Origin of the sequence: Nocardia sp. GTS18, from assembly GCF_013839555.1 — a bacterium.
Classification (GTDB): domain Bacteria; phylum Actinomycetota; class Actinomycetes; order Mycobacteriales; family Mycobacteriaceae; genus Nocardia; species Nocardia rosealba.
In genome coordinates, this window is sequence record NZ_JACBIU010000011.1 from 1 (window position 1) to 22,793 (window position 22,793).

25 protein-coding genes are annotated in these 22,793 nt (G+C 68.3%); 15 read left to right on the forward strand and 10 right to left on the reverse strand.

Translation table 11 applies throughout. From position 1 onward, the window contains the following. Nucleotides 1–407 precede the first annotated feature (407 nt). From HYG95_RS12550 to HYG95_RS12560, 3 genes are all read left to right on the forward strand, one after another. A complete protein-coding gene (locus HYG95_RS12550) occupies nt 408–1,319 on the forward strand; it encodes an LCP family protein (protein ID WP_370465773.1) in 912 nt (303 codons plus the stop codon). Nucleotides 1,320–1,328: 9 nt separating this feature from the next. Next, nucleotides 1,329–1,856 carry a ferritin gene (locus HYG95_RS12555; protein ID WP_181698154.1) on the forward strand — a complete coding sequence of 176 codons (528 nt, stop codon included), beginning with the start codon at nt 1,329–1,331 and terminating at the stop codon, nt 1,854–1,856. A gap of 86 nt (nt 1,857–1,942) precedes the next feature. After that, nucleotides 1,943–2,491 (forward strand): ferritin, encoded by a 549-nt coding sequence (locus tag HYG95_RS12560; RefSeq protein ID WP_181698155.1) that lies wholly within the window; start codon nt 1,943–1,945, stop codon nt 2,489–2,491. 259 nt (nt 2,492–2,750) lie between these two features. Here HYG95_RS12560 and HYG95_RS12565 read toward each other — a convergent pair whose 3' ends face one another. The 4 genes from HYG95_RS12565 to HYG95_RS12580 form a co-directional block, all read right to left on the reverse strand. Beyond that, nucleotides 2,751–3,671 carry a DUF5926 family protein gene (locus HYG95_RS12565; protein WP_067644351.1) on the reverse strand — a complete coding sequence of 307 codons (921 nt, stop codon included), beginning with the start codon at nt 3,669–3,671 and terminating at the stop codon, nt 2,751–2,753. Nucleotides 3,672–3,829: 158 nt separating this feature from the next. After that, on the reverse strand, nt 3,830–4,597 hold the full coding sequence (locus HYG95_RS12570; protein ID WP_067495278.1) for a glycerophosphodiester phosphodiesterase: 768 nt from the start codon (nt 4,595–4,597) through the stop codon (nt 3,830–3,832). Beyond that, nucleotides 4,594–5,631: a DUF4328 domain-containing protein gene (locus tag HYG95_RS24835; RefSeq protein WP_370465774.1), complete on the reverse strand. Its 1,038-nt coding sequence runs from the start codon at nt 5,629–5,631 to the stop codon at nt 4,594–4,596. Before HYG95_RS24835 ends, HYG95_RS12570 begins: the two co-directional genes overlap by 4 nt. A 19-nt stretch (nt 5,632–5,650) precedes the next feature. Further along, nucleotides 5,651–6,010, reverse strand: coding sequence for a rhodanese-like domain-containing protein (locus HYG95_RS12580; protein WP_181698157.1), 360 nt, complete (start codon nt 6,008–6,010; stop codon nt 5,651–5,653). Between the two features lie 366 nt (nt 6,011–6,376). On the opposite strand from HYG95_RS12580, the gene HYG95_RS12585 reads away from it, so the two are divergent. From HYG95_RS12585 to HYG95_RS12600, 4 genes are all read left to right on the forward strand, one after another. Next, nucleotides 6,377–6,988 (forward strand): hypothetical protein, encoded by a 612-nt coding sequence (locus HYG95_RS12585; protein WP_181698158.1) that lies wholly within the window; start codon nt 6,377–6,379, stop codon nt 6,986–6,988. Between the two features lie 120 nt (nt 6,989–7,108). Next, a complete protein-coding gene (locus HYG95_RS12590; RefSeq protein WP_067495485.1) occupies nt 7,109–7,732 on the forward strand; it encodes a superoxide dismutase in 624 nt (207 codons plus the stop codon). A 143-nt stretch (nt 7,733–7,875) separates the two neighbouring features. After that, on the forward strand, nt 7,876–8,403 hold the full coding sequence (locus tag HYG95_RS12595; protein ID WP_067495270.1) for a peptidase: 528 nt from the start codon (nt 7,876–7,878) through the stop codon (nt 8,401–8,403). Nucleotides 8,404–8,761: 358 nt separating this feature from the next. Next, the gene (locus HYG95_RS12600) at nt 8,762–9,469 is read left to right on the forward strand and encodes a TMEM165/GDT1 family protein (protein WP_181698159.1); all 708 of its coding nucleotides are present in this window, start codon (nt 8,762–8,764) and stop codon (nt 9,467–9,469) included. Here HYG95_RS12600 and HYG95_RS12605 read toward each other — a convergent pair. Further along, nucleotides 9,445–10,092 (reverse strand): TetR/AcrR family transcriptional regulator, encoded by a 648-nt coding sequence (locus HYG95_RS12605; RefSeq protein ID WP_181698160.1) that lies wholly within the window; start codon nt 10,090–10,092, stop codon nt 9,445–9,447. The genes HYG95_RS12600 and HYG95_RS12605 overlap by 25 nt on opposite strands. After that, a complete protein-coding gene (locus HYG95_RS12610) occupies nt 10,089–10,964 on the reverse strand; it encodes an SDR family NAD(P)-dependent oxidoreductase (RefSeq protein ID WP_181698161.1) in 876 nt (291 codons plus the stop codon). The genes HYG95_RS12605 and HYG95_RS12610 overlap by 4 nt, the downstream gene beginning before the upstream one ends. Nucleotides 10,965–11,228: 264 nt before the next feature. On the opposite strand from HYG95_RS12610, the gene HYG95_RS12615 reads away from it, so the two are divergent. Further along, nucleotides 11,229–11,996, forward strand: coding sequence for an SDR family NAD(P)-dependent oxidoreductase (locus tag HYG95_RS12615; protein WP_181698162.1), 768 nt, complete (start codon nt 11,229–11,231; stop codon nt 11,994–11,996). Between the two features lie 53 nt (nt 11,997–12,049). On the opposite strand, the gene HYG95_RS12620 is transcribed toward HYG95_RS12615, so the two are convergent. The 4 genes from HYG95_RS12620 to HYG95_RS12635 all read right to left on the reverse strand — a co-directional run bounded on the left by HYG95_RS12620 (nt 12,050) and on the right by HYG95_RS12635 (nt 18,178). Further along, nucleotides 12,050–12,499, reverse strand: coding sequence for a GNAT family N-acetyltransferase (locus tag HYG95_RS12620; protein WP_181698163.1), 450 nt, complete (start codon nt 12,497–12,499; stop codon nt 12,050–12,052). A 50-nt stretch (nt 12,500–12,549) separates the two neighbouring features. Next, nucleotides 12,550–14,271 (reverse strand): FAD-dependent oxidoreductase, encoded by a 1,722-nt coding sequence (locus tag HYG95_RS12625; protein ID WP_220139373.1) that lies wholly within the window; start codon nt 14,269–14,271, stop codon nt 12,550–12,552. Between the two features lie 219 nt (nt 14,272–14,490). Next, the gene (gene htpG, locus HYG95_RS12630) at nt 14,491–16,449 is read right to left on the reverse strand and encodes a molecular chaperone HtpG (RefSeq protein WP_181698164.1); all 1,959 of its coding nucleotides are present in this window, start codon (nt 16,447–16,449) and stop codon (nt 14,491–14,493) included. A 13-nt stretch (nt 16,450–16,462) separates the two neighbouring features. After that, nucleotides 16,463–18,178 carry a TM0106 family RecB-like putative nuclease gene (locus HYG95_RS12635; protein ID WP_181698165.1) on the reverse strand — a complete coding sequence of 572 codons (1,716 nt, stop codon included), beginning with the start codon at nt 18,176–18,178 and terminating at the stop codon, nt 16,463–16,465. A gap of 133 nt (nt 18,179–18,311) precedes the next feature. Here HYG95_RS12635 and HYG95_RS12640 point away from each other — a divergent pair, with 133 nt between their 5' ends. Genes HYG95_RS12640 through rraA form a run of 7 tightly spaced genes read left to right on the forward strand, consistent with a single transcriptional unit; the run spans nt 18,312 to nt 22,786 of the window. Beyond that, nucleotides 18,312–18,983 carry a DUF6474 family protein gene (locus HYG95_RS12640; protein ID WP_067644129.1) on the forward strand — a complete coding sequence of 224 codons (672 nt, stop codon included), beginning with the start codon at nt 18,312–18,314 and terminating at the stop codon, nt 18,981–18,983. A 4-nt stretch (nt 18,984–18,987) separates the two neighbouring features. Beyond that, nucleotides 18,988–19,545 carry a hypothetical protein gene (locus tag HYG95_RS12645; RefSeq protein WP_181698166.1) on the forward strand — a complete coding sequence of 186 codons (558 nt, stop codon included), beginning with the start codon at nt 18,988–18,990 and terminating at the stop codon, nt 19,543–19,545. 40 nt (nt 19,546–19,585) lie between these two features. After that, complete coding sequence (locus HYG95_RS12650; protein ID WP_067644123.1) at nt 19,586–20,236, forward strand: YcnI family protein; 651 nt, start codon at nt 19,586–19,588, stop codon at nt 20,234–20,236. Next, entirely contained in the window at nt 20,236–20,871 is a 636-nt protein-coding gene (locus HYG95_RS12655) for a copper resistance CopC family protein (RefSeq protein ID WP_181698167.1), read from the forward strand. Before HYG95_RS12650 ends, HYG95_RS12655 begins: the two co-directional genes overlap by 1 nt. Nucleotides 20,872–20,877: 6 nt before the next feature. Continuing rightward, nucleotides 20,878–21,798 (forward strand): CopD family protein, encoded by a 921-nt coding sequence (locus HYG95_RS12660; protein WP_181698168.1) that lies wholly within the window; start codon nt 20,878–20,880, stop codon nt 21,796–21,798. Nucleotides 21,799–21,828: 30 nt separating this feature from the next. Then, nucleotides 21,829–22,284, forward strand: coding sequence for an SRPBCC family protein (locus HYG95_RS12665; protein ID WP_181698169.1), 456 nt, complete (start codon nt 21,829–21,831; stop codon nt 22,282–22,284). 13 nt (nt 22,285–22,297) lie between these two features. Continuing rightward, nucleotides 22,298–22,786 carry a ribonuclease E activity regulator RraA gene (gene rraA, locus HYG95_RS12670; RefSeq protein ID WP_067495230.1) on the forward strand — a complete coding sequence of 163 codons (489 nt, stop codon included), beginning with the start codon at nt 22,298–22,300 and terminating at the stop codon, nt 22,784–22,786. The last annotated feature ends 7 nt before the right edge of the window (nt 22,787–22,793 follow it).

Genomic DNA, 22,793 nt, shown 5'->3' on the forward strand with positions numbered 1-22,793 from the left:
TCGGTCTGCTTTGATAGCAGAATCGGCATTCGGTATTCGTCTACGTCTCGTGGGCTCGGAGATGTGTGTAAGGATGTGTATAAGAAGCAGGCCCGACCGTCCGCCACACCCCGCACGACCGCCGCCCCGCCTCGCACATCGAACCCACCCAGGTCCTGCACCGCGACGGCCGCGACAACCAACCGCTCGCGTACTCACAGGCGTCTCAGCCCGCACAGGCGCCCCCGGCTCCGCGCGAACAGAAACCGCGCCGACGCGAACCGGTGCAGCACGCCCCGACGCAACGACCGGTCCCCCATCACGATGCGGTGCCGCCACGCAGACGCACCCCACCGCCCGTAGGCGGGGGCCGCGCACCACGTCCACCGCGTCCCCGTCGCAAGCGTCACCCGTTCCGCTGGTTCACGGTGGTGGTCGTCGCGCTGATCGCGGGCATGATCGCCGGTGTCATCTACCTGGACAACTCGCTGACCCGCATCCCCGCCCTCGCCTCCTACAGCGACCGGGTGGGCGACACCCCCGGCACGAACTGGCTGCTCGTCGGTTCCGACGGGCGCGGTGACCTGTCCGAGGACCAGGAAGCCGAACTGGCCACCGGCGGTGACACCGGTCCAGAACGCACCGACACGATCATGCTGGTGCACATCCCGTCGTCGGGCCCGACGACCATGGTCAGCCTGCCGCGCGACTCGTATGTGAGCATCCCCGGCCACGGCAAGGACAAGCTCAACGCCTCCTTCGCGCTCGGCGGCGCACCGCTGCTCGTACAGACCGTCGAGGTGGCCACCGGCGTGCGCATCGACCATTACGCCCAGATCGGTTTCGGTGGTTTCGCCAGTGTCGTCGACGCGCTCGGCGGTATCGAAATGTGCTTGGACCAGCCGATCGTCGACCCGCTGGCCGGTCTCGACCTGCCGGCGGGCTGTCAGGAGCTCAGCGGCCCGCAGGCACTTGGCTTCGTGCGTACCCGGGCGACACCGAACGCCGATGTGGACCGGATGAATCATCAGCGCATGTTCATGTCGGCGCTGCTGAAGAAGGCGACGAGCATGGGCACGCTCGCCAATCCGTTCGCGCTGTGGCCGATGGCGACGGGTGTGGCAGGCTCGCTGAAGGTCGACGACGGCGACCACATCTGGAACCTCGGTGCGCTCGGCTGGGCGATGCGCGGTGACACGGTGACGACCAGCGTGCCGATCGGCGGCTTCACCGATACCGATGTGGGCAATGTGCTGCTCTGGGACAAGGCCAAGGCACCCGGCTTCTTCGACGCGCTCGCCAAGGATCAGCAGATCCCGGAGGATCTGCTCACCCGGTAACGTCGACTCATGGCCGACTTCACCGAACTCCTGCGTGACCAGATCCGCCACGGACTCACCGCGGCCCAGCAGTACCTGGCCGCCGCCGTCTATTTCGACGCGCAGCGACTCCCCCAGCTCGCCGGACAGACCTACTCACATTCCTCGCGACATCGCGCGCACGCGCTGCGCATGGTGCAGTACCTGCTCGACCGCGATGTCGCCGTGCGCGTCGGCGGGCTCGACGAGGTGCGCCCCGATTTCGATTCCCCGCGCGACGCGATCGCCTTCCTGCTCGCCCGCGAGGAGACCATCACCACCCAGATCAGTACGCTCGCGGCCACCGCCCGCGCGGCGAACGATTATCTGGGCGAACAATTCACCCAGTGGTTCCTGAAGGAGCAGGTCGACGAGATGTCGGCGCTCACCACACTGCTCGAGGTGCTCGACCGCGACGGGAATTTGTTCGATGTGGAAGAATTCGTCCGCCGCGAACTCGCCGGAGCTGCGAAAACAACCACAAGGATGCCGAAAATGGCGGGCGAGGGGCACATCTAGTTAGGAAATACTTGGTTAGGGAATACTGTCCTCAATAAGGCTGCACTTGGATGACAAGCCCTCTGACCAGCGCTAATGTTGCCGACATGTCGAGCAATCCGGAAACCCCGCGCAGCAAATTCCACAGCCTGCTCCAAGACCAGATCCGGCATGAGTTCAACGCCGAGCACCAGTACATCGCCATCGCGGTGTGGTTCGACAATGCCGATCTGCCACAGCTGGCCAAGCGCTTCTACGCGCAGTCCGTGGAAGAACGCAATCACGCGATGATGATCGTGCAGTATTTCCTCGACCGCGATATCAGTGTCGAAATCGCGGGTGTCGATGCGGCGAAGTCGCATTTCGACAACCCCCGCGAGCCGATCGCGCTGGCGCTGTCGCAGGAGAAGACTGTCACCGATCAGATCATCCAGCTCGCGAGCACCGCCCGCGAAGAGGGCGACTACCTCGGCGAGCAGTTCATGCAGTGGTTCCTCAAGGAGCAGGTCGAGGAAGTCGCCGCGATGAACACGCTGCTCAATATCGCCGATCGGGCCGGGTCGAACATGTTCGATCTGGAGAACTTCATCGCGCGTGAGATGAGCACTCCGTCGGATGCGTCCGGGGCGCCGTCCGCCGCGGGCGGCAGCCTGTAGGACCAACAGCGAACGGCTTCGGCTCGCGGGCAGCGAGCCGAAGCCGTTTCGTGTGTCACCAGCCGGAGCCGGAACCGCCCGAGCCGGTGTTGGCGAGGATGGTGCCGATCACCATCTGTGCGAGACCGGCAACAGAGCCGAGAAATTCCATGATGTCCTCCGACTTTCACTGACGCCGAGCGTCGGCGTTGGGGTCAACCTAACCGACCGAACAGTGTGAAAGTGGAATGTTTCATTAATTTCATCCGCACGGAAATGTTCAGCGCAGGGTGACCTGACGCGAACGCAGACCGTCGCGCGACCGCCGCTCCTCGCTCGTCATCGGGGCGTCCGAGGCCAGCGCCTCGGCCAGGCGCGCACCGAATTCCCGTGCGGGCGCCTCCCATTCGGTGGGGTGACGCTCCGGATCGAGATCGAACACCGGAACGAGCACACCGTGGGTGCGGAAGGAACCGGCGAACCGCGAACCCTCGCCCATGTGCAGGCCGCCACCCGCGTGCACCCGCGCCAGCGCGAGCATCAGGGCGTCCTCGTCTTCCGGACGCACCCAGCGCACGTGCGCCTTCTCGCCCGCGTCGACCCACCACGCCGCGCCGACACCGTCGGCACCGAGATCCAGGCGGGCCGAGGGCATGATCGCCTGCTTGGCCTGCTCGATGGTCGCGGCGACCTGCGGATCGGGGGTCACGCCCTCGGGCACCCACCAATCGAAGTCCTGGTGCACGGTGAGCTCCAGGTCGGCACCGGGATCGATGACGTCCGCCAGGCGCGGACCGCCCTCGACAGCCTCCGGGGCCGTGAGCGACTCGCCCGGTTCGGCCGACTGCGTCCACAGGATCGCGGCGGCGATATCGGCCGACGGGTCGGCGCCCCGGAACTGCATCTGCGTGCCGACGAAGCCGACGGGCTCGTCACCGGCGCGCACCAGCGCGGCGACCGCGCCGGGCAGCACCGTCGCCAGAGTGACCTCGCGCTGCGCGGCCACGCCGGGCGCCAGCTTCAAGGTCGCGGTCGCCGACGGCACGAACTCCCGCAGCGCCACCAGATCACATTCGGCAGCAAGACCTTCGAACGGTCGCGTCACGACCGCCGATGCCTGCTCCTGCGCCGCACGCCGCTCGGCGAGACGCTGAGCCCGATTACTGTCGGGCTTAGGACTGTTCCGCTTGCTTTTACCCACGGCACGGAGTTTATGGCCGCCGATCACGTCGCAGCCCCGCGCCCCCGTTCTCGGCGCGCCTCCGACTCTGGACTGACCGGAGGGTGCGACGAAGGAGTGCCCGGAGGGAGGGAAGAGGCGGAGTCAAGCGCCGAGAACCGCGGCCCCGGCCGCCGATGTCACAGCGTGGCGAGCAGCGCTTTGGTGCGGCCGGGGTGGTTGGTCGCCACCCAGCTCACGCCGAGGTCGGCACACAGCTGCACATCCTCGGGATCGTCGACCGTCCAGCAGTAGGTGGCCCGGCCCGCCGCGGCGGCCTTGTCGACGAGTTCCGGGTGCTCACGAAGGGTTTTCACCGACGGACCGACCGCCGTCGCGCCGACTGTCGTCGCCGCGCCGCCGCCGAGGAAGCGCGAGGACTCGCCGAGCAGCACCGTCGGCAGCAGCGGTGCCGCGCGCCGGATGCGCCAGACGGCGGTGGCGGCGAACGACATCACGACCGCGCGCGAATGATCCGCCGAGGCGGGGGTGGCGATGCCGAAGCGCTGGAGTTCGGCGAGCACCTTGTTCTCCACCAGGGCGCCGTAGCGCACGGGGTGTTTGGTCTCGATGAAGAGTTTGGTCGGGCGACTGCGCCAGTCGAGGACGAGGCCGATGAGGTCGCTCAGGGCGAGCACGCCCGCCGGTGCGTCCTCGGTGCCGAAGTTCATGTCGCGCAGCTCGTCCAGGGTCAGCTCGCTGACCAGGCCCGTCGCGTCGGCGGTGCGGTCGACGGTGCGGTCGTGCACGCATACGAGGTGGCCGTCGCGGGTGAGCCGGACATCGCATTCCACCCCGTCGGCGCCCTCGGTCAGGGCGAGTTCGTAGGCGGCGAGAGTGTGCTCGGGAAGCTCCCCCGACGCACCGCGGTGCGCGACGACGAACGGCGCGCGATTGCCCTGACTCACTTGGCCACAACCTCCTTGTGCGGATTCTCGCCCGGCTCGGCGGATTCCGAACGCTCTGTCTCCTCGGCCGTACTCGTACCGCCCGGTTCCACCGGGGCGATGACCTCCTGCGCCGGGTCTGCGGCGATCAGCAGGCGGTGCGCCGAACGGGGATTCCCACGCAGGTCACGTCCCTCGAGCAGGCGAACCGTCCACAGCGTGAGCACCGCGAACCCGGCCGCGCACAGGTCGGTGAACCCGGTGAACGAGACGCCGTCGGCCTCGGCTTGCAGGGTAGAGGCATTGCGCCACAGCGTCGCGGCGATGAACAGCACCCCGCTGCTCACCCAGGCCGCCCACCAGATCCGCACCGCGCGCAGTGCGCGTGGATCGGGATGCGCCGCGGCGAGTTCGGTGAGGAAGACGCCGGGCCAGACGAGGTTGACACCCGGGATCACGCAACCGGCGATCAGTGTCCACGATCGGCGCGGGTCGCGGCTGCCGTGCGCCGCGTAGGCGGCACGGCGGGCCTCGATGAGCCACGAGACCAGCGACAGCGCCGTGAGCAGCGCGAGGATCGGCGCGAGCGTCCCGAACAGCCACACGGTGGCGTCGGAGATCCAGAGCAGCCAGCTCGGGATCAGGCGGGTGCGGTTCTGCAGCAGGATCAGGTAGCGGCCGTATTCGGCGAGGCCGGCGAGCACGAACGCCGCCGCGGTCATGACGAGCAGCCGGTCACGTCGGTCGGCGATGCCGCGCAACGGCCTGCGCAGTGTGCGCGGCTGGGCGGGCGGCGGGTCGAGCAGACCCCAGCGCGGTACCTCGGTGTAGCGGGGAGTCGGGCCGGGGTCGGCGCGGACGGTGCGGGAGCTGACGCGGCGGTCGCGATGATCGGGCCTGCGGGCGACCCAGCGGTAGTTGCGTTTCTCCGGCGGCGCGTCGACCCTGCCCGGGGACAGCAGCACGCCACGACAGCGCGGGCACCAGTGCATCGGCGCGCCCTGCACGGCCCACCGCGCGCCACAGCGTGCACATGGTTGCACCACCGAACTCACCCGCGCACCCCGTTCCGGACTAGTAGATCTTGGCTTCGTGGTCGCCGTCGGCGACCACCGGACGGCCGGTCTGTTGCCAGGCGACCATGCCTCCGGACACATGACAGGCCTCGTACCCGATGTGGGTCAGGTACTTGACCACCTCGATCGAGCGCCCGCCCTGCCTGCACACCACGTAGACCTCGGCGTCGATATCGATGTCGTCGAGGCGGGCGGGGACGTCGACCATCGGGATATGGATGGCGCCCGGTGCGTGCCCGAGCTCCCATTCGTCGGGTTCGCGCACGTCGAGCAGCTGGGCGCCGGGGACCGGTTCCGCGCGGTCGAACCCGGCCGGTACCTCGCCCACCGGCACCGTGGGGACATCGGAGCTCGTCACGCCTCGATCCTGCCATGCCCGAAGCGGTGCCGGGCGCCGTGTGCGTGGTCTGTGGACCGATCACGGTTATCCACAGAATCCACAGCTCGATCCACAGGTCTCAGCAATCGATCAGCACACGATCGGGCGTGTCCGCCCGCCGAGCGGGGTTCGGGCTGGTTCGCGCGGCATGGGAACGACCGATCCGGGACTCCCCTCCTGACATCCCGGAGCGGTCGTTCGCCGCTGACGTCGGGATTTCGCGTCCGCACTGATCCCGACATCTACTTGGACGCACGCCGGGCCGTTTCGGTTCCATAAAAACGACATCACTAGTGAAAATCCCATTTCGTGGGATCTGGGCGGGCGGATCGGTAGCCTGAGCGCATGAACCAGAGCAGGGGGCTACTCGACAGTTTCGACCGCAACGGCCTGAATACCGCTTTGTCCGAATCGACCTGTCTCGGCGTGGAGGTGGACGCCGACGCGGGCAAGCTGCAGCTGTGCCTGGCGGTGCTCACCCAGCCCGCCGACGGCGCCGAACCCGGTGAGCGCAAAGTGCTGCTCACCTTCACCGGTGTCACCCGCGTCGCCGCGTCGCTGCGCATCCAGCGCTGGGACGACATCGACGCCCGCGTTCTTCCCCTCACCCTCGACCAGCTCGACGAGGCCATCGAGAGCTTCGGCGGCGGCGGCCTGCACGGCTGGGAGTTCATCGACGTCGACGACAGCGGCTGGACGCTGTGGAGCGAGCTGCTCAGCTTCGACACGGTGCTCGACCAGCGCATCGCCGCGCATGTCATCGAATTCTCCCAGGAGGAGGGCATCGATCCGCGCGAACTCGACGTCCGAGTATGGTTCGACAAGATCACAATTACCGACCTGGACGGCCGCGAGATCCCGATGGCCGAGTTCGTCGAGGGCGGTCGCCGCTGGTGGGCCGCCCACGACTCGGGCGACACCCGCGCATCGAAGGCGGATGTCGCGCCCCCGCTGTAATCGGCTGGGCCATCAGAAATACAGCCCGCGCGTCGTCGGTTGCACGAATCGGGTGTACGAATGATGGTTGGTGTGCTCGATCGGATGGGCGCACACAGCCCGACACAGGAAAGGGACAACGTGGCCGAGTACACGCTGCCGGATCTGGATTACGACTACAGCGCACTGGAGCCCCACATCTCGGGGCAGATCAACGAGATCCACCACTCCAAGCACCATGCCGCCTACGTCGCCGGCGCGAACACCGCGCTGGAGAAGCTGGAAGCCGCGCGCGAAGCGGGCGATCACAGCGCCATCTTCCTGCACGAGAAGAACCTGGCCTTCCACCTGGGTGGTCACGCCAACCACTCGATCTGGTGGAAGAACCTCTCCCCCAACGGTGGTGACAAGCCGGAAGGCGACCTGGCCGCGGCCATCGACGACCAGTTCGGTTCGTTCGACAAGTTCCGCGCGCAGTTCACCGCGGCCGCCAACGGCCTGCAGGGTTCGGGCTGGGCCGTCCTGGGTTACGACACCCTCGGCCAGAAGCTGCTGACCTTCCAGCTGTACGACCAGCAGGCGAACGTGCCGCTCGGCATCATCCCGCTGCTGCAGGTCGACATGTGGGAGCACGCCTTCTACCTGCAGTACAAGAACGTCAAGGCCGACTACGTGACCGCGTTCTGGAACGTCGTCAACTGGGCCGACGTGCAGGACCGCTTCGCCCGCGCCGTCAACCAGGGCAAGGGCCTCATCTTTGGGTGAGTAGTACTTTCCGTGAAGGGCCTCCCGGCGTTCGCCCGGGGGGCCTTTTGCGTGGAATGACCAGTTCCTGGCACTCATTGGTACTTGTGTGCCAATAGGGTTCGGGGCTATTCCTGACTTATCTCGTAAGTCGGGAGGTCGTCATGACTGTTCAGGGGCCGATCGGGTTCACGCCGTTTCAGGCGGATGGTCGTCTGCGGGGGTTCGTGGTGTCGGGGCGGTGGCCGGATACCACCAAGGAGTGGGCGCAGGTACTCGTGCTCGCCGTGCGGGTGGCGTCGCTGCCGGGCCTGCTGCTCACCAGCACCGTGTTCGGGGTACGTGAGGAGTTGCCCGATGATCCGGAACCCGACACCGTCGGTCTCGTCCTCGCCGAGGGCCCGGTGGTGGGCGACCAGGCGATCGAGCCGGGGCGTTTCGCCGAGCATGTGCCGCCCGCCCTGCTGATGCTGCATCCGCCGTCGCAGACCCGACCGTCGCTACCCGAGTGCGTGGGAGCCGCGTCCGGGTGCGTGCTGCTGCCCGGTGTGCCGCATCTGGGTTTGGAACACCGCGCCGCCTGGGCCGAGGCCGAACTCGACGGCACCGTCACCTCCCTGGTGAGCCGGGTCGGCATGGATCTCATCAGCGACCCGGATACCGCCGTGCTCGCAATGCTGTTGGCTGCCTGAAACTTTCACGGCACAGGCCTGGCGAACCACTGGCAACAGGGTTTCCCGATCCGGAATTCAGGGGAACCGAACTATCCAGGCCGCTCAGCCAAACTTATTGTGTCCGTTGCCCTTTCGGTGATGCGATGTTGGCATTCCGGGAGCAACCGCGCTATGGTGGACGACAGCGAAGGGGAGTAGCCCGCAATCGCCCAGTCGACATACTGATCGCCGCCACCACCGGGGCGGTCCGGCTGCGCGAACCGGTAGTCACCGGTGGGCGAGACCTTCGGCCACGAAACCGATCATTCGACCGGTGTGGCTGAAGGCACCCCGTCTCAGCCGCAGGCCGGAAGTTGTTACCTGGGAGCTGAATTCATTGATCGCCACGATCCTGCTGAGCTTCGGCGTGATCTTCCTGGCCGAGCTTGGCGACAAATCGCAGCTGATGGCGCTGACCTTCTCGCTGCGCTACCGCTGGTGGGTCGTCCTGGCCGGTATCAGTGTCGCCAGTGTCGCCGTGAACCTCATCGCCGCCGGTGTCGGCCACTTTCTCGGCACGGCGCTGCCCGCTGGTGCCATCGCGGTGGTGACCGCGCTCACCCTGCTCGCGGTCGGCGTGTGGACCCTGCGCGACGCGCTCGGCTCGGCCGACGACACCGAGACCGCCCCCGAACCACCGAGCACCAGCAATGCCTTCCTCGTGGTGATCTCCGCCTTCATGCTCGCCGAACTCGGCGACCGGACCATGTTCGCCGCGGCCGCGCTCGCCTCGAACAACAGCTGGCTCGCGGTGTGGATCGGCTCGGTGGCGGGCATGGTCGCCGCGGGTGGGCTGGCGATTCTGGTCGGCAAGTTCGCGGGCAAGCACCTGCCCGAGCGCGGGATAGCCATCGCCTCGGGTCTGCTGTTCCTGTTCTTCGCCGGGAAAACCCTGCTCGACGCCTTCGTCCCCGGCGTCGACGGCATCGCCGCCATCGCGCTCGCCCTGCTCGCCCCCGCCCTCACCGGCGCCGGGGTACTGGCCTGGCGGTTCTCCCGGCGTGAGCGCGAGCCGGTGGATCAGCCGGCGAAGGCGTTGCCGTAAACCGTGCCCGAGCGCTGCGCCAACGCGATGAGCTGATCCTTCAGCTCCCACAGGCTGTCGAGGTCGCCGCCGGCGATCTTGCCGGTGACCATCGCGCCGATCGCCGCCGCCAGCGTGGCGCAGGCGAAGCGCTGCTCGTCGGTTTCGGCGCCGAGCATCGCCGCCACCACGGTGACGAACCGGTGCTGCAGGTCCATCCGGGCCGCGATCGCTGCCTGTCCCGCCGCGTACACCTCGACGAGGAACAGCCGTGCCGAGGCGGGATCGTCGATCAGGTGCTGGAAGTAGGCGGTGAGGATGCGATCCATCCGGGTCGGTGCGTCGGCGTCGGCGAGTTCGGCGATGGTGTCCTGCAACCGATCCGAGAGCAGTTGGGAGGCGCGGTCGAAGGCGGCGCGGAAACAGTCCTCCTTGGAACGGAACTGCTCGTAGAACGTCTCGCGGGACACCCCGGCGCGTTTGAGCACCGCCGCCACCGGCGTGCCGACATAGCCGCTCTCGCACATCGCCTCCCCCATCGCGACGAGGATGCGTTCGCGCTGGGACGCGACCACTTCCGCACGCGAGAGTCGGTGGCGCCCGCGTGGCAGCTGACGCAGGGTCGATCCGGGTTCCTCACTCATTGCCGTTCCATTCTGCGCGGCCGGGCCGGTTGGTCGGTGGTGAACGGTGCGTCCTCGTCGCGGGCGATCTCGACGGCGCGCGCCACTCTGTTGCCGTGCAGCCGTTGCACGACCAGCTGGGCGAAGGGGCGAAGCGGCCGGGCCATCGCGACCCACCACGGCGCGTACACCGTGGCCTTGCGGCGGGCCACAGCCCGTTCCATGGCGTCGACGGCCGGGCCGATCGGCGAGATCCCCGCCAGGCTCGTGCCGCCGAGGATGGTGTGCGCGGCGGCGGTGTCGAAGCCGCGCACGGTCATGTCGGTGTCGATCCCCGCGAAGTAGGTGACGCCCACTTTGGCTCCCGTGGAGGACAATTCGAAGCGCAGCGTTTCCGCGAGCGCGGCCACCGCAGCCGCCGACGCACTGTAGGCGCCGCCGAGCGGCAGCTGCACGGCACTCGAGATGGACGACATCATCAGGACGTACCCATCCGCGTGCGCGATATACGGTCCCGCCGCCTGCACCGCGTACGCGACACCGAGCACGTTCACCGCAAGCGTCTCCTCGAGCACCGAGGCGTCACCACCGACCATCGCCATCTGCTTGGCGATCCCCGCGTTGGCCACCAGCACATCCAGCCCACCGAGTTCGGCGACCAGCACCGGAATCACCCGCCCCACCTGGGCCGGGTCGGCCACATCGCAGTAGCGCCACGGCACGTCACCGCATTCCGCGGCCACCTCGGCGAGCAGTTCCGGCTCGATCCCGAGCAGCGCGACCCGCGCCCCCTTCGCCGCCAGCCGCCGCGCCAGCGCAGCACCGATCCCGCGCGCGGCACCCGTGATCAGGACCCTGCGCCCGGCCACGCTCGGACCGGCGAACGATCTCATGACGGCACGCTACCACCGGCAAACACCGCTGTTCGCGACGATTTCGCCTACACCGAAGTAGGGGTGCGCCACACCACACCCCGCAACGCTATGGTGCATTATTGGCAGAAGGCCGATAAGGCCGCAAAACCACGACCGGTCTCGGCGCGTCGCCGCCTCTGGACTGACCGAAGGGTGCGACGAAGGAGTGCCCGCAGGGAGGGAAGAGGCGGCGCTTAGCGCCGAGACCCGCGGCGCCAGCCGCCAATAAACACAGGAGAATTTGTGGAGATTTCTGGTTCCGCCGCAATCGTCACCGGAGGCGCGTCCGGTCTCGGTGCCGCCACCGCCAAGCGCCTGGCCGAGGCGGGTGCCACCGTGTTCGGTCTCGACATCCCGCAGTCCATCGAGCGCGCGGGCGGCAACGTGCCCGACGGTGTCACCCTGATCGCCGCCGACGTGACGAGCAACGACGAGGTCGCCGCTGCGGTCGCCCAGGTGGCCGAGGGCCCGGCGCCGCTGCGCATCGTGGTGAACTGTGCCGGTGTCGGCTGGGCGGGTCGCATCCTGTCCAAGAACGGCCCGCACGATCTCGAGCTGTTCCGCACCGTCATCACCGTGAACCTGCTCGGCACCTTCAATGTGATGCGGCTGGCGGCCGACGCCATCGCCAAGACCGAGCCGGTGGACGAGTACGGCCAGCGCGGCGTGGTCGTGAACACCGCGTCGGTGGCGGCGTTCGAGGGTCAGATCGGTCAGATCGCGTACTCGGCGTCCAAGGGTGGCGTGCACGGTATGACCGTGCCCGCCGCGCGTGACCTGGCCCAGTTCGGTATCCGGGTGAACACCATCGCCCCCGGCATCATCGATACCCCGATGCTCGCCGGCGTCACCGAGGACTACCGCAAGAACCTCGAGGCGGGCGTCCCGTTCCCGTCGCGGCTGGGCCGCCCCGACGAGTACGCCCAGCTGGTGGAGTACATCGCCCGCCACGACTACCTCAACGGCGAGACGATCCGCATGGACGGCGCCCTGCGCATGGCGCCCAGGTAAGCAGTTCGAATACCGAACGGCGCCTTCGTTTTCGGAGGCGCCGTTCGGCGTTTCTACAGGACCCGCTCGAAGGTGATGAGGGCCCGGCCCGGACCGTTGTAGTTCGCGACCGGTCCGGTCACCGTGAAGCCGAGGCTGCGGTGGAAGTCGATCGAGGTGTAGTTCGACGGTGAGGTGATGGCCGACACCAGCTTTCGGCCCTCGGCACGCACGATCGTGAAGAACTCGTCGTAGAGGGTGCGGCCGAGGCCGGATTTGCGGGCGTCGGGACGCACGGCGACGAAGTGGATGTAGGCGGCGTCGGCGTCGGCGGGCGAGCCGAAACCGATGAGGAATCCGGAGATTCCGGCGTCGTCGGTGGCGATCAGGCTGGTGCGGTGGAAGTGGTCGAGGAACATGCGCGGCAGGTTGTGCGTCACGGCCCGCCCCCACCAGTCGTCGACCACCCCGATCAGTTCGTCGTAGTCCTCGGGACGTGCTCGCCGAATCTCGTGCCCACCCATATGTCCATGGTGGACCGAAATCGCTTATTCGGCACGGTGTTCGATCCGGTTCACGCGCCGACGGCAGACCGGTCCACCGGTTCGATGGGCAACCGCAGGGCCGCAGGGGCTCCGGCGGGCACAACGGGAGCACGCGGGGGGACCGGCGCGATCCGGCGGTACGGCTCCCCCGTCGGCGGCCGCGGATCGGCCTCACCTCGGTTCGGCCACAGCGCCGCCGCCCGTTCCGCCTGCGCGGCGATGGTCAGCGACGGGTTGACTCCCAGGTTCGCCGAAATGGCCGAGCCGTCGACGATGCTCAGTCCCGGATAACCGTGCACCCGGTGGTAGGGGTCGATCACGCCGGTGGCCGGATCGGCGCCGATGGCGCAGCCGCCGATGAAATGCGCGGTCACCGGAACACCGAAGACATCGGGCCAGGTGGTGCCCGCGGTGGCGCCGAATTTCTCGGCGACCCTTCGCGTCACCTCGTGCCCGGCCGGAATCCAGGACGGATTGGGGTGGCCGTACCCCTGCTTGCTGGTGTAGCGGCGGCCGAACAGCCCACGCTTGGTGTAGGTGGTGATGGAGTTGTCCAGGCTCTGCATCACCAGCAGGATCAGGGTCCGCTCGCTCCAGCGAGTAGTGCGCAGCAGGCGCACGGTGCGGATCGGATGACGGCCCGCGATGCCGAGCACCCGCAGCCAGCGCGGTGTGCGCTGGTCGCCGTCGACGAGGTAGGTGTTCAGCAGGCCCATCGCGTTGGAACCCCGGCCGTAGCGCACCGGTTCCACGTGGGTGTCGGGCGTCGGGTGGAACGAGGAGGTGATCGCCACCCCCGTGGTGACCTCGATGTCGGGATTCACGGTGGTTCGGCCCGCGCCGAGGATGGCCTCGGAGTTGGTGCGGGTGAGCACACCGAGGCGCGGCGACAGCGCGGGCAGGACGGCGCGGTCGCGCATGCGGAACAGCAGTCGCTGGGTGCCCCAGGTGCCCGCGGCGAGCACCACCCGGTCGGCGGAGAACGTGGTGCGCTGCTTGCGGATCCAGCTGCCGGTGCGCTCGGTGTCGACGAGCCAGGTGCCGTCGGTTTGCGGACGCAGGGCCGTCACGGTGGTCATCGGCAGTACGGTCGCCCCGGCCTGCTCGGCCAGCCCGAGATAGTTCTTGACCAGCGTGTTCTTGGCGCCGTGCCGACAGCCTGTCATGCATTCACCGCACTTCACGCAGCCGGTGCGGGCAGGGCCGACACCGCCGAAGTACGGGTCGGCGTCGGTACGGCCCGGCTCGCCGAAGTACACCGCGACGGGAGTCGGCACGAAGGTGTGCCCGACGCCCATCTCCTCGGCCACCGCCTTGATGACCGTGTCGGCCGGGGTGTGCAGCGGGTTTCGGACCACCCCGAGCATGCGGGTGGCCTGCTCGTAGTGCGGGGACAGTTCGGCTTCCCAGTCGGTGATGCCCGCCCACTGCTTGTCAGCGAAGAATGCCTTCCCCGGCTTGTACAGCGTGTTGGCGTAGTTGAGCGACCCGCCGCCGACACCGGCTCCGGCCAGGATGAAACAGTCGCGCAGGCGATGCACGCGCTGAATGCCGTAGCAGCCGAGTCGTGGCGCCCACAGGTAGCGGCGCAGGTCCCAGTTGGTCGCGGCGAAATCGGCGTCGGCGAACCGGCGGCCCGCCTCGAGCACGCCGACCCGGTATCCCTTTTCCACCAGCCGCAGCGCCGTGACGCTGCCGCCGAAACCCGATCCGACGATCAGCACGTCGTAATGGGTGTTCACGTCCACCATTGTCGCGAGCCTAGGAGCAGCGCCCCGCTCCCGAACCCGGCTCGTGCGGCATTGCCACAGGACACAGGGCGGCATCCCCGAGACTGGTAACCGTCACAACACCGCCGCGCGGCCGACCGGCACAGCCGAACCGTGACCTCGACCGCGAGCCGCCACCGAACCGACCCCCGCGAGACCCGTTGTGCCGCAGCACAACGGTCCCGCCGAGGCGGCGTCGTGTCACACCGTGCGAGTCAGGCGCTCGGTGAGCAGGTGGGCGAAGCGGGCCGGATCCTTCAGTTCGCCGCCCTCGGCGAGAACGGCCGTGCCGTACAGCAATTCGGCGGTCTCGGTGAGCTCGGGGACCTTGCCCTCGTCGGCGTCGGACTTGCGCGCGTCGTAGGCGTCGCGCAGGCCGGTGACCAGCGGGTGGGTGGGGTTGAGCTCGAGGATGCGCTTGGACTCCGGCAGCGCCTGGCCCGAGGCGCGGTACATGCGCTCGAGCATCGGGGTGAAGTCGAAGACGTCGCCGACCAGGCAGGCCGGTGAGGTGGTGAGCCGGTTGGTGAGGCGCACCTCCTTGGCGACCTCGGACAGGGTCTTGCCGAGCCAGGCGAGCAGGTCGGCGAAGTCCTTGTCCTGCTGTTCGCGCAGGGCCTCGGTCTCCTTCTTCTCCTCCTCGGTCTCCAGGTCGACCTCGCCCTTGGCGATGGACTGGAACTTCTTGCCGTCGAACTCCGGCACCGAGCCGACCCACATCTCGTCGACCGGGTCGGTGAGCACGAGCACCTCGAGCCCCTTGGCCTTGAAGGCCTCCAGGTGCGGCGAATTCTCCACCTGCGCACGGCTTTCGCCGGTCATGTAGTAGATCGCGTCCTGGCCGTCCTTCATCCGCTCCACGTACTGCGCGAGCGTGGTGAGCTCGGACTCGGAGGCCGTGGAGGCGAAAGACGAAACGGTGAGCAGGGTTTCGCGGTTGTCGGTGTCGGACAGCAAGCCCTCCTTGAGAACCCGGCCGAACTGGGTCCAGAAGGTCTGGTACTTGGTCTGGTCCTCGGCCGACTGCAGATCCTTGACCGTCGAGAGCACCTTCTTCACCAGGCGCTTGCGGATCATCTGGATCTGGCGGTCCTGCTGCAGGATCTCGCGCGACACGTTAAGCGACAGATCCTGCGCGTCGACCACACCCTTGACGAAGCGCAGGTACTCCGGCATCAGCTCTTCGCAGTTGTCCATGATGAACACCCGGCGCACGTACAGCTGCACGCCGCGCTTGTGCTCACGGGTGAACAGGTCGAACGGCGCGGTCGAGGGCAGGAACAGCAGCGCCTGGTACTCGAAGGTGCCCTCCGCCTTCATCGGGATGATCTCGAGCGGGTCGTCCCAGGCGTGGCTGACGTGGTGGTAGAACTCCTTGTACTCCTCGTCGGTGACCTCGCTGCGCGGACGCGTCCACAGCGCCTTCTGCGAGTTCAGCGTCTGGTCCTCGACGACGGTCTTCTCGACCTTGTCCTCGCCCTCGCCCTCCATCACGGTCCGCTCGACCTGCATACGGATCGGCCAGGCGATGAAGTCGGAGTACTTGCGGACGATCTCGCGCAGCTTCCATTCCTGCGTGTAATCGAATAGGTGATCGTCCTCGTCGGGCTTCTTCAGCGCCAGCGTCACCGAGGTGCCCTGCGGTGCGTCGGTGACGGCGTCGATCGTGTAGGTGGAGCTGCCTGCCGCGGCTTCCCAGCGGGTGCCCTCGGTCTCGCCCGCCTTGCGGGTGGTGAGGGTGACCTTGTCGGCGACCATGAAGGTGGAGTAGAAGCCGATACCGAACTGGCCGATCAGCTCCTCGGCCGCGGCGTCGGACTTGGCTTCGGTGAGTTTGCGGCGCAGCTCGGCGGTGCCGGACTTGGCGAGGGTGCCGATCAGATCGATCACCTCGGCACGGGACATGCCGATGCCGTTGTCGCGCACGGTCAGGACCCGCTCGTCGGAGTCGACATCCAGCTCGATGTGCAGATCGGTGGTGTCGGCGACGAGGTCCTTGTCCTGGAACGTGGCCAGCTTGAGCTTGTCCAGTGCGTCGGAAGCGTTCGAGATCAGCTCCCGCAGGAACGTGTCTTTGTTGGAGTACACCGAGTGGATCATCAGCTCGAGGAGCTGGTGGGTCTCGGCCTGGAACTCGAGTGTTTCGACTGCTTCTGTCACGCCGACAATGGTATTACCGGGCGAAGTCCTTGAGCGAGGGAACCTCAACTACAGCCTTAGTGGTCATCCATTCGCGCAGGACCTGGGTGGCGCGGACATCGTCTTCGTTGTACTCGAGCAGGCGCGTGCGCTGCGACATGTCGCTGTCGGCGTCGTAACCGACCGCGCGGCGGTACCAGCCCATCGACGCCTCACCACCGGCTTCGGGATCGCGCCAGCCGAAACCGGCGACGGGCGCGATCTTCTTGAGTCCCTTGCCGTTCGGGCAGATGAACTGGTCGGTGACGGCCTGGAACATGTCGACCCACTCGGGTGAGTCGACGAAGGCGCGCACCTCCTCGTGGGTGGGGATGCCCGGCCTGCCCGCGAACCGGCGCGCCGACTCGTAGAGCCACTTGTCCTCGGCGGTACGCGAATAGCAGTAGGCGGCAAAGGTTTTGCCCGCCGCATGAGCCTGCGCGCGCTGTGCCATCAGCCAGGTCCAGAACTCGCCGAAGGAACGGCCCTCGTCTTCGGTGGGCAGCGGGTCCCAGGTGACGAACGGGCGGTACACGTCGTCGAGCAGGGTGCCCCAGAGGTAGGCGCCGTCTTCCTGGTAGCTCTCCAGATCGACGTCGATCTCCACGTCGGCGCGGCGCACGCTGACGGTGTCGAAGCGCCGGACCAGCGGTGCGCCGGCGATCCAGGCGCGCGCGGTGACGACGGTCTCGGTGAACGGGCCGTGCTGCCAGTCCTCGGGTTCCTCGCCGATCCAGGCGGCCAGTTCGTCGATGGTCTGTACGCCGTGCACACGCAGCACCTCGGCCCGCGAGCCGGGCGCGACCAGACTCACGTCCCGCATCGCCGCCAGCGTGCCCTCGCACCCCGGCTGATCGGACTCCGGCCCGCGCACCCACCAGGGGCACTGCCTGCACTCGGGCACCTTCGACGGCTGGGTGGGCAGTTCGCCGCGCACCACCGCGATGCGGTCGGCGTAGCGCAGGTCGTAGTCGGCGAGCACACCGGTGAGGTCGTGCACGAGGATGCGGTCGAACGCGAGACCGATGGCGCCGCCGACCAGCGCGGGACTGGCCAGACCGTGGCGCTGCAACATCCGATACAGGTGGGCCAGGCGCTGCTGGTCGCGCGGCTGGGGACGCAGCTTCACATGCTTGTCGCGGCGCGGCTCCCAGCGGAACAGGTCCGAGGTGAGCGGGTGGAAATCGGCCGGGTCGGGGCGGCGCGGGTCGGTGACCTTGTGGTTGACGACGATGATCGGGATGTATCCGCCGCGATCGGCATCACGCAGCAGGAACTCGGCGCCACCACGGCGGCCGGTGTCGGGTTCCTGGGGCAGCAGGCCACCCCAGATCCGCGACGCGCCCGCCCGCATCGCGGCCATCGTCGCGGCGGCGCGCGCACCGGCACGCAGCGCCGGATCGATCACGACCCAGTCGTCGGGAGCGGCGCCGACCAGTTCGTCGCGGACCTTGGTGCGGTACGCGGTGGCGGCTTCGCGCCGCTGCTGCACGCCCGGGTCTTCCCTGACCTCGGCGAGCATGCCGGGGTTGGCGGCGTCCAGGCGCAGCCGGTGGCGGCAGCCGATGAGCGAGCGCGCGTCGAGGAAGGCCGCCGGGGAGCCGTCGCGACCGGCCGAAGTGGCCGTTGTGGGCTCGGTTTCGAGCGCAGCGGAAGCCGGGGCCGGGATCGTCACCGGCCCGCTGTCGAAGTTCTCCTCGGCTGCACGCACACCAGCAGTATGGTCCTTACCCCCGACACATTGCCCAATCGCTACCCTGATCCCACTACGCTACGAAGTACGGCAGGCCGGTCCGGACGGCGCTGCCTCGTGACTTGGCGAGCATGACGGAGGGCCTGATCTCATGGGGTTGTTCAGCAAGCGTAAGCGGCGGCCAAGTCGTCGCGCGGAGGCGAAGGCGCTCAAGCACAAAGCCGCCGTCGAGGCGAAACTCAGCGCCAAGAACGAGCGCAAGGCGGCCAAGGCGGGCGAGCGGACCACCCGCCGCGCGCTGAAGGCGCAGACCCGCACCGAGGCCAAGGTGGCCAAGGCGCAGATCGCCGCGCTGCAGGCCGAGGAGAAGGCGGCACAGAAGCTGGCCGCCAAGGCCGATCGGGAACTGTTCAGCGCGGCCCAGATCCGCAAGTACATCGGGGTGGCCCGGGTGCTGATCCCCGTGCTCGCGCCGCTGGCCTACCGTGGCGCCACCCTGGTGCGCGGGCAGCTCGACGCGCGCAAGGCACAGCAGCTGGGCATCGGCCTGGACCAGCTCGGCGAGTTCAGCGGCCACGGCGCTCGTCTGCAGGCCCGCATCACCAACACCGAGAACGCGCTGGACAAGATCGCGGCCGACTCCCCCGACGGCGAGACCAAGAAGTTCGTCGAGGCAGCCCGTTCGCGGCTGACCGACCTCACCGTCGCCGTGCGCACCGCCGAGCAGATGCCCGCCGCGCGCCGCAAGGCCGTGCACACCTCCATCTCCACCGAACTGTCGGTGCTGGAGAACGACGCGCTGGCCCGCCTCGGCGTCCGCTGAACCTGTGACGACGCCGCAGCTCACCTCCCGCCTGCGCGGTGGTGGCTGCGGCGTACTCGTCGGCGCGCTCGCCGTCGCCGCGCACGGTATGGCCGGTGGTGGGGTGCCGCGGTCGGCGGAAATCGCGCTGTTGCTGCTGGTTTCACTCGCGACGGGCGCGTTCGCCGGGCGTCGCCCGCCCGCCCGGGCTCTTCCCACCTTCGCGCGTCGTGCCGATGCCGGGTGGGTGCGGGCAGCGGGAGCACTCGTCGGCGGTCAATGGGCCGGGCACTACGCGCTGACCGGGACGCTCGATCATCACGCCGGCGTTCTCGACGTGCTGCACCTGCCGAGTGCGCCGATGGTCGTGGCGCACCTGCTGGCCGCGTTCGTCTGTGCCGCACTGATTCTCGTCGCCGAACGGCTGTATCTCGTTGCGTCGGGCGTGATCCGGGCGGTACTCACCGTTCCGCGACTCGACGTCACCCATCGTGCCGCGCGCTGGACGGAAACCGTCGACATCGCCCTCGGCACCCGCCTGGAAGGTGTGCGATGTCCGCGCGCACCGCCGCTGTCCGCCTGATCTCACTCGACATCAGAACTCTTCGGACAGAAGGCATTCCATGCACAACTTCATCACCCGTGGGACGGCGACGGCCGGTCTCGCGGCTGCTCTCGTGCTCGCCGCCTGCGGTTCGGCCGCGGCGCACGTCACCGTCGACGCGCCCGGCGCCGCCAAGGGCAAGTACACCGTTGCCACCTTCAAGGTGCCCAACGAATCCGACACCGCCTCGACCACCTCGGTGAGCGTCACCGTGCCGAACCTGAAAAGCGTTCGCACCGAACCGATGCCGGGCTGGTCCTCGCGCATCGAACGCAACGACAAGGGCGAGGCGGTGGCCGTCGCGTGGACCGCCGAGCCGGGCAACCCCGGTGTCGGACCGGGTCAGTTCCAGCGTTTCGTGCTCTCGCTCGGACCGCTGCCCACCCAGGACGAGGTGACCTTCCCCGCACGGCAGACCTACAGCGACGGCAAGGTCGTCGCCTGGGATCAGCCGAGCACGGGCGGTGCCGAGCCCGAATACCCGGCGCCCACACTGGCACTCAGCGAATCGGGTGGTTCCGACGGCGGTGACCACCACGTCGCCACCGACGAGCCCGCCGAAGCGGAGTCCGACTCGGTGGCTCGCTGGACCGGTGGAATCGGCCTGGCACTCGGCCTGTTCGCCGCCGCGCTCGGTCTCGGGCTCGTCGCGCGGTCGAGGAAGTCGTGATGGAACGCTGTCAGACTCCTGCGGTGTCCGGGCGGTCGCGACAGTCCACGCCCCAGGCCGTCGTGCCGAACGAGATCGTGGCCGAGATCAATCGGTCGGCGCGGCGTCGCCTGGCGAGGCGGTTCGCTGTCACCCTGGTCGCCGGCCTGTTCGCCCTGATCTTCGGTGCGACCGGCATCGCGAACGCGCACTCCGGTGCCGTGAGCAGCGTTCCCGAGGACGGTTCGTCGATCGAGGCGGGACCGGCGCGCGCGAGCATCACCTTCAACGAGGAACTGCAGCAGACGTTTCCCTCGCTGACGGTGGTCGGTCCGGACGGGCGGCTGTGGTCCAAGGGCAAGCCGGTGGTCGAGGGCCGCACGGTGAGTGTGGAAGTAGGTGAACTCGGGCCGGTCGGCGAATACACCATGGCGTTCCGGGTGACCTCCGCCGACGGTCATCCCGTCAGCGGGACGAGGACGTTCACCCTCACCAAGGAAGGGACCGGGACACCGGGCGCCAAGCCGGGCGAGGACGAGGGCTCCGACGGCGAGGAGTCCGGTGGCGTGCCCGTGTGGGTGTTCGTCGCCGGTGGTGTCGTGCTGTTCGGCGTCGGTCTCGCGGTGGCGCTGCTCGGCACCGGCCGCAAGAAGTAGCCGCCGATGACGACCGGAGGCCGGTGGCGAGTGCTGGTTCCGGTCGTCGTCGCCGCCCTCGCCGGGGTGGCGCTCGCCTGGATACTGCGCCGGACCGGCGGTTTTCCGGCGGCGGCGTGGGCCCGGGTGATCGCCGACGGCGCGGGCGCGACGGTGCTCGGGCTGGCTGCGCTGCCCCGCCTCGACCACCGGCTCGTGGTGGCGTGGCGGCCGGTCGCGGTGCTGGCCACGATCTGGCTCGGCGCCGAGTTCGCCGTGCTGGTGTGCGAGGCGGCGGGCATCGTGGGCGTGCCGGTGCACGAACTCGCCGCGGGTGAATTCGGCACGTTCCTCGGCAGGCTCAGCGGCGGGCAGATCGGGATCGCCATCCTGTTCTGCACCGCCGCCGTCGCCTGCTACGCCGCGTGGGCGTTCCGCAGGCCCGACGACGCCTCGGCCGACCTGGTCCTGGTGTTCGCGGCGGTCGCGCTCGCCCTGCGACCCATCACCGGGCACATGTCGCAGCAGGTGCTCGGGTCGGTGCTCGTCGCGGTCCACGCCCTGGCCGCAGCGGCGTGGTTCGGGCTGCTGCTCGCGCTGGCACTCGTCGTACGCACGCGCGGCGGCTGGGCGAGCGCGCTACCCCGCTACTCGACCGCCGCCGCTCCGCTGGTCGCGGTGATCGCGGTGACCGGGCTGATCGACGGCCTCGTCCGCATCGGCTCGATACCTGCCCTGGTGACCACCGGCTACGGACGGATCATGCTGGCCAAGGTGGTCGTGCTCGCCATTCTCGCCGGGCTCGGCTGGTGGTGGCGGCGCACCTGGGTGGGCCGGGCCGCCGAGCATCGCGTCACCGCCGACATGTCGGTCCGCAACGCGGCGATCGAGGTGACGCTCATGGCGGTGGCGCTCGGCTTGGCCGCCACACTGGCCGTGACCGCTTAGACGCCATACAAACGCATTACAGTTGCCGGTATGAGCGACGTGAGGATTGTCGAAGACTGCGCAGCGCCCGCCGAGACGGCATTCGCCTTTGTCAACGACTATCGCAACCTGCCGAAATTCTGGTACGGCATCGAGTCCTTCACCCCGGTCACCGACCAGACCGAGGGTGTCGGCGCGAAGTTCGACGGGAAGATGAAGCTCGGCCCCGCCTCGCTCACCTCCCGCATCGAAGTGGTGCGCTGGGAGGAGGGCTCGGTGATCGGCACCAAGTCGATCAAGGGCTTCGAGATCCTCTCGACGTTCGTCTTCACGTCCAAGGGCGCCGACACCAGCACCATCGACGCGCACATCCAGTACTTCGTGCCCGGCGGTATCGCGGGCAAGATGCTCGGCCGGACCATCGAGCCGTTCATCAAGATCGCCGTGAAACACACCACCGAGGCGCTCATCAGCGAGATCGAGAAGGCCCACCGCCCGACCACCTGACACAATCGGCGTCATGACCGAATCAGCGAATGTAGTGGCAACCGCCGATCTGGCCGATGAGATCGGCCCCGAGATCCGCAGCTGCGATACCCAGTTCATCCAGTTCGGTGGCCGTCAAGCGTTCGCCGGGCGGATCACCACGATCCGTTGCTTCCAGGACAATCTGCTGGTGAAGCAGACCCTCGGCGAACCGGGCGAGGGCAAAGTGCTGGTCGTGGACGGCGGGGCGAGCGTGCACACCGCGCTGGTCGGCGACATCATCGCGGGCCGCGGCGTGGACAACGGCTGGGCGGGCGTCGTCGTCAACGGCGCCGTGCGCGACTCGGCCATCCTGCGCACCCTCGACATCGGGGTGAAGGCGCTCGGCACCAACCCGCGCAAGAGCACCCAGACCGGCAGCGGCGAACGCGATGTGCCGGTGGAGTTCGGCGGCATCACCTTCGTCCCCGGCGAGATGCTCTACAGCGACCACGACGGCGTAGTCGTCCGCGCCGAGGACTGAGAACTCG

What these genes read in the sequence shown, in the direction of transcription:
- HYG95_RS12555 (WP_181698154.1), top strand. Translation starts at nt 1,329, where the DNA reads ATGGCCGACTTCACCGAACTCCTGCGTGACCAGATCCGCCACGGACTC.
- HYG95_RS12560 (WP_181698155.1), top strand. Translation starts at nt 1,943, where the DNA reads ATGTCGAGCAATCCGGAAACCCCGCGCAGCAAATTCCACAGCCTGCTC.
- HYG95_RS12585 (WP_181698158.1), top strand. Translation starts at nt 6,377, where the DNA reads ATGAACCAGAGCAGGGGGCTACTCGACAGTTTCGACCGCAACGGCCTG.
- HYG95_RS12595 (WP_067495270.1), top strand. Translation starts at nt 7,876, where the DNA reads ATGACTGTTCAGGGGCCGATCGGGTTCACGCCGTTTCAGGCGGATGGT.
- HYG95_RS12605 (WP_181698160.1), bottom strand. Translation starts at nt 10,092, where the DNA reads ATGAGTGAGGAACCCGGATCGACCCTGCGTCAGCTGCCACGCGGGCGC.
- HYG95_RS12610 (WP_181698161.1), bottom strand. Translation starts at nt 10,964, where the DNA reads ATGAGATCGTTCGCCGGTCCGAGCGTGGCCGGGCGCAGGGTCCTGATC.
- HYG95_RS12620 (WP_181698163.1), bottom strand. Translation starts at nt 12,499, where the DNA reads ATGGGTGGGCACGAGATTCGGCGAGCACGTCCCGAGGACTACGACGAA.
- HYG95_RS12625 (WP_220139373.1), bottom strand. Translation starts at nt 14,271, where the DNA reads ATGGTGGACGTGAACACCCATTACGACGTGCTGATCGTCGGATCGGGT.
- HYG95_RS12640 (WP_067644129.1), top strand. Translation starts at nt 18,312, where the DNA reads ATGGGGTTGTTCAGCAAGCGTAAGCGGCGGCCAAGTCGTCGCGCGGAG.
- HYG95_RS12650 (WP_067644123.1), top strand. Translation starts at nt 19,586, where the DNA reads ATGCACAACTTCATCACCCGTGGGACGGCGACGGCCGGTCTCGCGGCT.
- HYG95_RS12655 (WP_181698167.1), top strand. Translation starts at nt 20,236, where the DNA reads ATGGAACGCTGTCAGACTCCTGCGGTGTCCGGGCGGTCGCGACAGTCC.
- HYG95_RS12660 (WP_181698168.1), top strand. Translation starts at nt 20,878, where the DNA reads ATGACGACCGGAGGCCGGTGGCGAGTGCTGGTTCCGGTCGTCGTCGCC.
- HYG95_RS12665 (WP_181698169.1), top strand. Translation starts at nt 21,829, where the DNA reads ATGAGCGACGTGAGGATTGTCGAAGACTGCGCAGCGCCCGCCGAGACG.
- rraA (WP_067495230.1), top strand. Translation starts at nt 22,298, where the DNA reads ATGACCGAATCAGCGAATGTAGTGGCAACCGCCGATCTGGCCGATGAG.